The 8,105-nt window shown below is 72.3% G+C and carries 10 protein-coding genes; 5 read left to right on the top strand and 5 right to left on the bottom strand.

What is annotated here, in order from left to right:
- Positions 1-83 precede the first annotated feature (83 nt).
- Positions 84-1,238: a cytochrome P450 gene (locus ACCP09_RS27725; protein WP_433751518.1), complete on the bottom strand. Its 1,155-nt coding sequence runs from the start codon at positions 1,236-1,238 to the stop codon at positions 84-86.
- A 78-nt stretch (positions 1,239-1,316) separates the two neighbouring features.
- Between ACCP09_RS27725 and ACCP09_RS27720 the strand changes: the two genes are divergently transcribed.
- From ACCP09_RS27720 to ACCP09_RS27705, 4 genes are all read left to right on the top strand, one after another.
- Positions 1,317-2,192: a DUF5926 family protein gene (locus ACCP09_RS27720; RefSeq protein WP_027933062.1), complete on the top strand. Its 876-nt coding sequence runs from the start codon at positions 1,317-1,319 to the stop codon at positions 2,190-2,192.
- Positions 2,192-2,542 (top strand): DUF952 domain-containing protein, encoded by a 351-nt coding sequence (locus tag ACCP09_RS27715; protein ID WP_378363738.1) that lies wholly within the window; start codon positions 2,192-2,194, stop codon positions 2,540-2,542. The genes ACCP09_RS27720 and ACCP09_RS27715 overlap by 1 nt, the downstream gene beginning before the upstream one ends.
- A 157-nt stretch (positions 2,543-2,699) precedes the next feature.
- Positions 2,700-3,203 (top strand): SigE family RNA polymerase sigma factor, encoded by a 504-nt coding sequence (locus tag ACCP09_RS27710; protein ID WP_027933060.1) that lies wholly within the window; start codon positions 2,700-2,702, stop codon positions 3,201-3,203.
- Positions 3,200-4,012 carry a hypothetical protein gene (locus ACCP09_RS27705; RefSeq protein WP_433751515.1) on the top strand — a complete coding sequence of 271 codons (813 nt, stop codon included), beginning with the start codon at positions 3,200-3,202 and terminating at the stop codon, positions 4,010-4,012. The genes ACCP09_RS27710 and ACCP09_RS27705 overlap by 4 nt, the downstream gene beginning before the upstream one ends.
- A gap of 57 nt (positions 4,013-4,069) precedes the next feature.
- On the opposite strand, the gene ACCP09_RS27700 is transcribed toward ACCP09_RS27705, so the two are convergent.
- The 3 genes from ACCP09_RS27700 to ACCP09_RS27690 all read right to left on the bottom strand — a co-directional run bounded on the left by ACCP09_RS27700 (position 4,070) and on the right by ACCP09_RS27690 (position 6,723).
- Positions 4,070-4,618: a ferritin gene (locus tag ACCP09_RS27700; protein WP_027933058.1), complete on the bottom strand. Its 549-nt coding sequence runs from the start codon at positions 4,616-4,618 to the stop codon at positions 4,070-4,072.
- Positions 4,619-4,733: 115 nt separating this feature from the next.
- Positions 4,734-5,921 (bottom strand): arginine deiminase, encoded by a 1,188-nt coding sequence (locus ACCP09_RS27695; protein ID WP_433751521.1) that lies wholly within the window; start codon positions 5,919-5,921, stop codon positions 4,734-4,736.
- A gap of 37 nt (positions 5,922-5,958) precedes the next feature.
- Positions 5,959-6,723: a CPBP family intramembrane glutamic endopeptidase gene (locus ACCP09_RS27690; protein ID WP_037322736.1), complete on the bottom strand. Its 765-nt coding sequence runs from the start codon at positions 6,721-6,723 to the stop codon at positions 5,959-5,961.
- A 60-nt stretch (positions 6,724-6,783) separates the two neighbouring features.
- Between ACCP09_RS27690 and ACCP09_RS27685 the strand changes: the two genes are divergently transcribed.
- Complete coding sequence (locus ACCP09_RS27685) at positions 6,784-7,242, top strand: PPOX class F420-dependent oxidoreductase (protein WP_027933055.1); 459 nt, start codon at positions 6,784-6,786, stop codon at positions 7,240-7,242.
- Here ACCP09_RS27685 and ACCP09_RS27680 read toward each other — a convergent pair.
- Positions 7,239-8,030 carry a DUF2470 domain-containing protein gene (locus ACCP09_RS27680; RefSeq protein WP_378334502.1) on the bottom strand — a complete coding sequence of 264 codons (792 nt, stop codon included), beginning with the start codon at positions 8,028-8,030 and terminating at the stop codon, positions 7,239-7,241. The two genes, ACCP09_RS27685 and ACCP09_RS27680, sit on opposite strands and share 4 nt — an antisense overlap.
- Positions 8,031-8,105: the final 75 nt, after the last annotated feature.

Raw genomic sequence — 8,105 nt, 5'->3', positions numbered from 1 at the left:
GCTCGTTGAGCTGCCGCCGTTCGGCTGCCGGTTGGCAGGACGTCTGCCGCAGCTGGGCCGTCGGCCGCCCTCGGCGCGGCCCGCTAGACCGTCACCGGCAGGTTCTTCAGCCCCCGGATCACGAACTCCGGCCGTCGCTCCGGTTCGGCTGCCAGGCGCAGGCCCGGGAGCCGCTTGGTGAGCGCCGACAGCGCCGCCGCGATTTCGATCCGCGCGAGCGGCGCCCCGATGCAGTAGTGGATCCCCGCGCCGAAGCCCAGGTGCGTGCCGTCGCCGCGGCCGACGTCCAGCGTGTCCGGCTCGGCGAACACCTCCGGGTCCCGCGCGGCCGCGCCGAGCAGCGCGGCGATCTTCTCGCCCTTCGCCACGCGGAAGCCCGCGATCTCCACGTCCTCGGTCGCGGTGCGCTCGAACAGCTGCAGCGGCGAGTCGAAGCGGATCAGCTCCTCCACCGCGGTCGGCATCAGGCCCGGGTCGTCGACGAGACGCTGCCACTGGTCCGGGTGCCGCAGCAGCGCCCAGACCCCGTTGCCGATCACGTTGACCGTCGCCTCGTGGCCGGCCATCAGCAGCAGCACCGCCGTGGCCACCACCTCGTCCTCGGTGAGCTCGGCCCTCAACAGATCGGTGATCAGGTCCTCGCCCGGCTCCCGGCGGCGCCGCTCGGCCAGCTCGCGCAGGAACTCGACGAACTCGGTCGCCGCGCGCTCGGCCGCCACCCGGCCCTCCTCCGGCAGCCCGTACTCGTACATCTTCACGATCGCGTTCGACCACGGCACCAGCCGCGGCCGGTCGGCCTCCGGCACGTCCAGCAGCTCGGAGATCACCGCGACCGGCAGCGGCTGCGCGAGCGCCTCCAGCAGATCGCCCGACCCCGCCTCGGCGATGCCCGCCACCAGGTCGTCCGCCAGCCGCATCACCGTCGGCCGCAACCGCTCGACGTGCCCGCGCCCGAACGCCGACGAGATCGACCGGCGCAGCCGCGTGTGCACCGGCGGCTCGTTCTCCAGCAGCGAGTTGCGGTGCAGCAGGTTGAACGACACGAACTGCTCGGCCGGGCTCGCGTCGGTCCAGATCCGGCCCAGCCCGCGGTGCCGCAGCACCGCCGACGCCGCCGCGTGGGACACCGCGATCGCCAGGCCCAGCCCGTCGTGCCGGTGCACCGGCGCCTGCGCGCGCAGGCGGGCGAACTCCGGGTACGGGTCGGCGAGGAAGGCGGGGTCACGGGGATCGAACACGACCCGAGCCTAATCCCCCGATCCGGCGGGCCGTGCCCGGTTCGGTAGCGTCTGCGGCCTGTAATCCGAGGAGGCGAGATGGGCAAGGGCGCGCGCAAGCGGGGTCCGAAGAAGGACAAGGCACCGAAGGTCCGCGAAGTGTTCGTGGGGCAGCCGTTCGAGGGGCTGGCCGCGGAGCCGGAGCTGATCGCGCTGCGCGAGTTCGTGCCGTCGGCCACCGCGCCGCTGTCCCTTGTGGACGCGGGCGAGCGGAAGATCACGCTGGCCACGGTACTGCCGATGGCCGCGGCCGCGTTCGTGCGCACCGACGGCGAGGTGTTCGTCGGGCTCCAGGTGCAGACCCGCTCCAGCGACGTGAGCCGCGACCTGGGCCGCGCGATCCGCTGGGCGCTGACGGCCGAGCCGGGCGACGTGCTGCCGGTGCCGGACACCACGAGCCCGCCCGCCGACGGCGAGCGCCTGCAGGACCTGCTGGTGGCCGACGCCGAGCTGGACGTCACCCTGCACCCGAACTTCGACTGGTGGCTGCCCGAGGACACCGACCCCAGCGGCGAGGTCAAGGTCTCGCTGGAGCGGGCCAACGAGGCGATCATGCCGACCGAGCGGCTGGGCACCGGCTCGTACTGGGTGCTGGCGGGCGAGAAGGCGCACCTGCGCTGGGTCCGGCCGGAGCCGGAGGGTCGCCTGATGCAAGCGCTTGCGCGGTTGTCCGCGGCGGGTGAGCTGTCGCTCGGCGAGGGCTCCCGCTACGCCGGGTCGTTCCGCGCGCACGGCCTGCTGGTGCCGGTGTGGGACCTGGACCCGGAGGCGCACGCCCGCGAGTGGGCCGAGCCGGCCGAGCAGCTGGGCGCCCGCCTGGAGGAGGCACTGAAGTCGGTGGACGCCGAGCCGCTGACCGCCGCCGAGCGCCGTGCCCGCGACGGCCTGGTCGGCAGGCAGCTGACGCTCCGCTAATGATCCTGCACCTCTGCGCGGCCGCGGAGTGGACGGGCGCGGACTACCGCGCCCCGTCCCTGGACACCGTCGGCTTCATCCACTGCTCCGACCCGGGCACCGTGGCGATCCCGGCGAACGCGCTCTACCGCGGCCGCACGGACCTGGTGCTGCTGGAGATCGACCCGGCGCGGCTGGACGTCCCGCTGCGCTGGGAGGCCGGCGACCCTCCGCATCGGGAGGGAATCCTCTTCCCGCACGTCTACGGCCCGATCCGCGCCGAAGCCGTGGTGGCGGTGCACCCCTTCCCGCCGAACGCGGACGGCGTCTTCGAGCTGCCGCCGCGCCTCGCGCAACGAGACCCCCGCTGAGGCGTCCACCTCAGAGCACGCCGGACAACCTGAGGGGGCCGTCATGCGTGGACTCGGCGAAGGGGTAAGACATACAGCCGAGGGAGGCGATACGGTGACCTCGGCCGCGTCGGCCATCGCCTGGGGAGGCGGCCGCGCGGCGGGGAGGGGGTCAGCGGTGAGCGACGAGCTGGCGGACTTCGGAGAGTTCGTCCAGGCGAGCCTGCCCGGGCTGCTCCGATACGGCCACGCGCTCACCGGCAACCCGCACGACGCGGCCGACCTGGTGCAGACCGTGCTGGAGAAGATCGGCTCCCGCTGGACCCACGTGCAACGCAAGACGGCCGACCCGCTGGCCTACGTCCGCCGTGCGATGGCGAACGCGCACATCAGCCGCTGGCGGCGGCTGAAGCGGGAGAGCCTGGTCGCCGACCTGCCCGAGCAGCGCACCGCCGAACCGGTGGACCCGTTCGAGCACGAGCCGCTGTGGCAGGCCCTGCGCGAACTGCCGCCGCGACAGCGCGCGGTCATCGTGCTCCGCTACTACGAGGGACTGTCCGAGGCCGAGATCGCCGCCTCGCTCGGCGTCAGCGCCGGCACGGTGAAGAGCCAGGCCAGCAAGGCGATCGCGACGCTGCGGACCAAGATCGGTTCGATCTCCGGAGGGAGGGACGACTGGTGAACCCCGACGACGAGCTCGGCGACGAGCTGCGGCGGTTGTTCGACGACGACCGGCTGGCGATCAGGCCCGCGCCGGGCGCCGAGAGCGCCATCGTCCGCGGCGCCCGCCGTCGGCGTCGCCGCCGCACCGCCGTCGCCGCCTCCGGGGGTGTCCTCACCGCAGCCCTGCTCGTCACCGCCGGTCTCGTCGCCACGCGTCAGGACCCCGGCGTCCACCAGGCCGCCCAGCCCACGACGGCCGCCCCGACGACGACCTCCGAGGCGCCCGGGCCGGTCGTGGTGCCACCGTCGTTCCCCGAACTGCCCACCCAGTCGTCGGCGCCGTCGTCGACCACCACGGTCCTGCCCGCGCCCCCGCCTGCCGGCACGTCCACGCGTTCGCCGTCGAGCAGCAGCCGCACGACCGTGCGCCCGGAGCCCGCGGCCGTGGTCCTCGGCCCCACCGGCTACGGGCCGCTGCGGCTGGGGATGAGCTTCGACGAGGCCAAGGCGACCGGGCTGCTCGCCGACGCGGGCACGGCGCCCGCCGAATGCACCACCTACCGGCTCACCGAAGGCACGGCGAACGTCGCGTCGGTGACGATTTCGCCGACCGGGGGAGTGGTGGTCTTCACCGCGACCGGCGCGCGCACGCCGGAAAAAGTCGGCGCCGGTTCCACGGTGGCCGAACTGAGGACTGCCTATCCTGATTTGACTGCCGGCGCGGGGAATTACAGCGCCGCCGCCGGATCGGGCGCCAACTACACGTTCTACGTCGATTCCGCGGAAACCGTCGTGCGCTGGGAACTGGTCGCCCCGCCGGGCTGCTGACACGAAAAGAGCCCGGGCCGCGGCCCGGGCTCTCGTGCGCTCCGCGGTATGGCGGTCCTACAGGGCGCCACCGGCGACCGGCGGCATGTCCGCGTTGCCGTCGTCGCCGACGGACTCGCGGGCCAGCCAGTTCTCCACCTCGAACATGTTGCCGTTGGCGCGCTTGACCACGTTGACCAGTGTGGACATCTTCGACACCTCCTCGACCTGCTCCTTGAGGAACCACTGGAGGAACTGCTCGCCCTGGTAGTCGTCCTCGGCGCGGGCGGCCTTCATCAGGGTGCGGAAGTCGGCCGTGACCTCCTTCTCCTGCTCCAGCGCGAGCTCGACCAGCTCGAGCGGCTCCGCGAAGTCGTTGCGGACCTCGCCGGTCGGCGGGATGTCCACGTGGTGGTCGGTGTCGATCAGGTACTGCACGATCGCCAGCGCGTGGTTCCGCTCCTCCACCGCCTGGCGGTAGAAGTGCTTGGCCAGCTGGGGCAGGTCCGCGTTGTCGAACCAGACCGCCAGCGCCACGTACTGCTGGGAAGCGTGGAACTCGTTCTGCACCTGCTGCTGCAGGAGCTCGTAGAACTTGGAGCGCGGTTCTTTCTTCAGCATCGCCATGACTCAAGAATAGGCCATTTTGCTGATCGTTAACCCCGTGGGCCTGGTGATTCCGATTTCGTTTGGGTAGGCTTACCGAGATTAGGAAGTGCTTATTCAGCTTAGCCTTTCCTAATTACCCGATCGGGTCACGAACAATGGGGCAGGACATGCAGCGCGGCCCGCCCCGGCCCGATCCCAGCTCGGAACCGGCGATGGCGAGCACCTCGATGCCGGCGTCCGCCAGCCGCGCGTTGGTCTCCACGTTGCGCTCGTAGCCGACCACCACGCCGGGCGCGAGCGCCAGCGTGTTGTTGCCGTCGTCCCACTGCTCGCGTTCCGCGGTCACCGGGTCGAGACCGGTGTCGATCACCCGCAGCTTCTCGATGCCCATCGCCTCCGCCGCCGCGTGCAGGAACGGCTCCGGGCCGTCCACGCGCAGCGAGCCGTCGCCGTCCGGGCGCAGCGTGAAGGCCACCAGTTCGTCGCGCGCCAGCGGGTACATCACCACGGCGTCCGGCGCGACCATCGTGCAGACGGTGTCCAGGTGCATGGTGGCCCTGGCCTGCGCGATCGGCACCGCGAGCACGGTGTGGGCGATGTCGTCGGCGAACAGCGAGCGCGCCAGCGACTCCGCGCCGGCGGCCGTGGTGCGTTCCCCGATGCCGACGGCCAGCACGCCGGGCGCGAGCAGCAGCACGTCGCCACCCTCGACGGGCGCCGAATGGGCGCCGTACGCGCGCGAGGCGTGGGAGAACCGCGGGTGGTAGGCGTAGATCAGGTCGAGCAGCGCGGTCTCGCGGCGGCGGGCGGGCATGGCCAGCGACGAGATCGCCACCCGGTCGCCGATCCACACCGACGAATCGCGGGTGAACAGCAGGTTCGGCAGCGGGTCGACCGCGAAGTCGTGCGGGTGGTGGATCTTGCGGACCAGCGACGCGCCCTCGGCGGCGGGCAGCTCCTCGAACGTCAGGCCGGCCATCAGCACCTCGGCCAGCGTCGCTGCGTCCACAGCGGACAGGTGCGAGCGCAGCGCGTCCCCCAGGTCCTCGCCGAGGCGCCGGTCGTCGACCGCGGCATGCACCCCGGCCGCGTGCGCCCGAGGGTCGGTCAGCGCCTCGCGCAGCACCTCGGCCAGCAGGAGCACCTCGACGCCGCGGCCGCGGAGCACCTCGGCGAACGCGTCGTGCTCCTCCTGGGCGCGGCCGACCCACGGGATCGAGTCGAACAGCAGCTTGTCGTTGTTGCGCGGGGTGAGCCTCGTGAGCTCGTTGCCCGGCCGGTGGAGCAGGACGGCGCGCAGCGGCCCGACCTCGCTGTCCACCCTGGGGGTTTTGGTGGTCACGCGCTGAGCGTAGTGCTCAGGGCAGCCAGCTGACGTGTCCGCGGAGCAGCGAGTACCCGACGAACGAGACCACGTCGAGCAGGGTGTGCGCGACGATCAGCGGCACCAGCCGGTTGGTCCGCTGCCACACCCGGCCGAACACCAAGCCCATCACCAGGTTGCCGACGAACCCGCCGAAGCCCTGGTAGAGGTGGTAGGACCCGCGTAGCACGGCGGCGGCGAACAACGCGGTGTTCTCGCGCCAGGCCAGCTGCCGCAGCCGGGTCAGCAGGTAGCCGACCACCAGCACTTCCTCGGCGAAGGCGTTGCCGAACGCGGACAGCGTCAGCGCGATCGGGCGCCACCACGTGTCGTCCAGCCGGGACGGGACGACGGCGAGGTTGAAGCCGAGCTTCCAGCCGACGAAGTACAGCACCAGCCCCGGGATGCCGATCAAGGCGGCCAGTCCGGCGCCCCACAGAACGTCCCGGCCGGGCCGGGTGCGGTCCAGGCCCACCTCGGCCAGCTTCATCCCGCCGCGCCACAGCAGGTACGCGCCGAGGGCGCCCCAGCCGACGAGCTGCACCGCGGACAGCAGCTGGGCGAGCAGGTCCAGCAGGTCGGCCGCGCGCTGCGGGACGTTGAGCGCGACGCTCTGGTCGGACAGCGGTTCGGGCTGCAGGAGCGAGTCGATCAGCGACAGCAGGCTGCGCGCGCCGGACAGGCCGAGCGTGATCGAGAAGACGACGACCAGCTCGATCTTCAGCCGCCGCGCGGTCCCGGCGTCCACCGGTTCGGGCATCGCGGGACGTTCGGGGCGGAGCCAGGAGCTGAGCACGTCCGCACGCTACCGTCTGCGGACATGGCCAAGATTGCGACCGCTGACCGCGTCGACCGTGCCGAACTGCTGGAGTTCCTCCGCCCCCGGCACCGCGCGATCCTGATGACCACCCGTGCCGACGGCACCCCACAGCTGTCGCCGGTCACCGCGGGCATCGACCCCGAGGGCCGGTTCGTCGTGGCGACCTACCCGCAGCGCGCGAAGACGCGCAACGCCCGCCGCAACCCGGCGGTTTCGGCGTGCGTGATCTCGGACGAGTGGAACGGGCCGTGGGTGCAGTTCGACGGCCAGGCCGAGGTGCTGGACGTGCCCGACGCGGTCGAGCCGCTGGTCGAGTACTTCCGGTCGATCTCGGGCGAGCACCCGGACTGGGACGAGTACCGCGAGGCGATGGTCAGGCAGAACAAGAGCCTGATCCGCGTGACGATCGAGCGGTGGGGACCGATCGCCACCGGCGGTTTCCCGCCGGAGCTCGGCTAGGGCTGCACGCGCACCTGGTTCTTCGCCAGGAACGGGCAGCCCACCAGGCGTCGCAGTTCGGTGCTCAGCTGGGCCGGGCTGTGCACCGGCTTGGCGAAGGCCAGGCGCACGTCGTGGTCGCCGTCGCCGGACTCGACGCGCAGCCGCAGCCCGAACTGGTCCAGGCCGAGCGGGCGGATCCGGCCGCCGCGCAGCTCCTCGGGGATGTGCCGGGCGAGCTGGCCGACGACGTCGGCGTGATCGGTCTCCAGGTGCCGCAGCCAGCCGGATTCGTAGCCGGTGAACGGGTCCGGCGCGGCGGCGTTGAACACGTGCGGCCGCAGCGAGTGGGTGCCCTCGGCGTCGGCGAGGACGAGCGAGGCCGGCGTGAGGCGCAGCAGGCTCAGGCCGTGACCGAGGTCCAGCAGGCGCGGATCGGGCCGCGTCTCGGCGATCGACAGCGCCCTGGCGCGGGCCGACTCCGGGCTGAGGTGTCGCAGCCAGCCGGTGATCCAGAGCAGCCCGCGGATGGGTTCCCGCAGGTCGACGGGCGCGTGGTCGGCGAGTTCGAACACGACGGCCAGCTCGCCGCGGTCCGCCTCGCGGGTGCGGGTCAGCAGCGGGTGGTCGTCGGGCAGCAGGACGCTGACGCTGCCGCTCGGGTGGACGTGGTGCAGTTCGGGCACCACGCGGTCGTTGCCGGTCGGGTCGCCCGCGGTCGGCAGGAGCGCGCCGGGGCCGTTCCGCACGGCGATGGTCTTCGCGCGCTCGGCGGGGCTGGGTGCGGGCGGACGTCGGATCTCGGTCACTGGCCACCTCCTACTTAGGTGAGCCTAACCTGAGTGACGGAGGAAGGGAAGTGGATCAGTAACGTTCCCCGTTGC

Origin of the sequence: Amycolatopsis sp. 3B14 (assembly GCF_050958625.1) — a bacterium.
Classification (GTDB): domain Bacteria; phylum Actinomycetota; class Actinomycetes; order Mycobacteriales; family Pseudonocardiaceae; genus Amycolatopsis_E; species Amycolatopsis_E thermoflava.
The sequence above is the reverse complement of the archived record's forward strand: the minus strand, read 5'-3'. Positions and strand labels throughout refer to the sequence as shown.